This is a genomic window from Vogesella mureinivorans, assembly GCF_007644035.1.
Taxonomy (GTDB): domain Bacteria; phylum Pseudomonadota; class Gammaproteobacteria; order Burkholderiales; family Chromobacteriaceae; genus Vogesella; species Vogesella mureinivorans.
On the sequence record NZ_VMTV02000660.1, the window covers coordinates 1 to 284 of the forward strand.

Annotated in this window: 1 pseudogene; it reads right to left on the reverse strand. The window is 33.8% G+C overall.

Annotated features, from left to right (window positions below):
* A pseudogene (locus FLQ44_RS17180) lies at positions 1-284 on the reverse strand (DUF4172 domain-containing protein); the annotation flags it as partial.

Genomic DNA, 284 nt, shown 5'->3' on the forward strand with positions numbered 1-284 from the left:
CTGATACCATGTTCAAAGCCATTTTCACCACCATCTAATAGACGATTTAATACTTTACGTTGTCCTTCATGGAGATCTAAGTTTGAATACTTATGCCAAAACCTACTTTTAAACAATGTTCGATGAATTTGCTTTAACGTCGTTTCAAGGCTATCACTTAAGGTGTCTAAAAACCAAACAAGCCAATTTGTGATATTGGAATCACTTTTTTGGGTTTGTTCTAAAATTTCATAGTAACTTTTGCGTTTATTTAATATCACGGGGGACATCGCATACAAACGTAT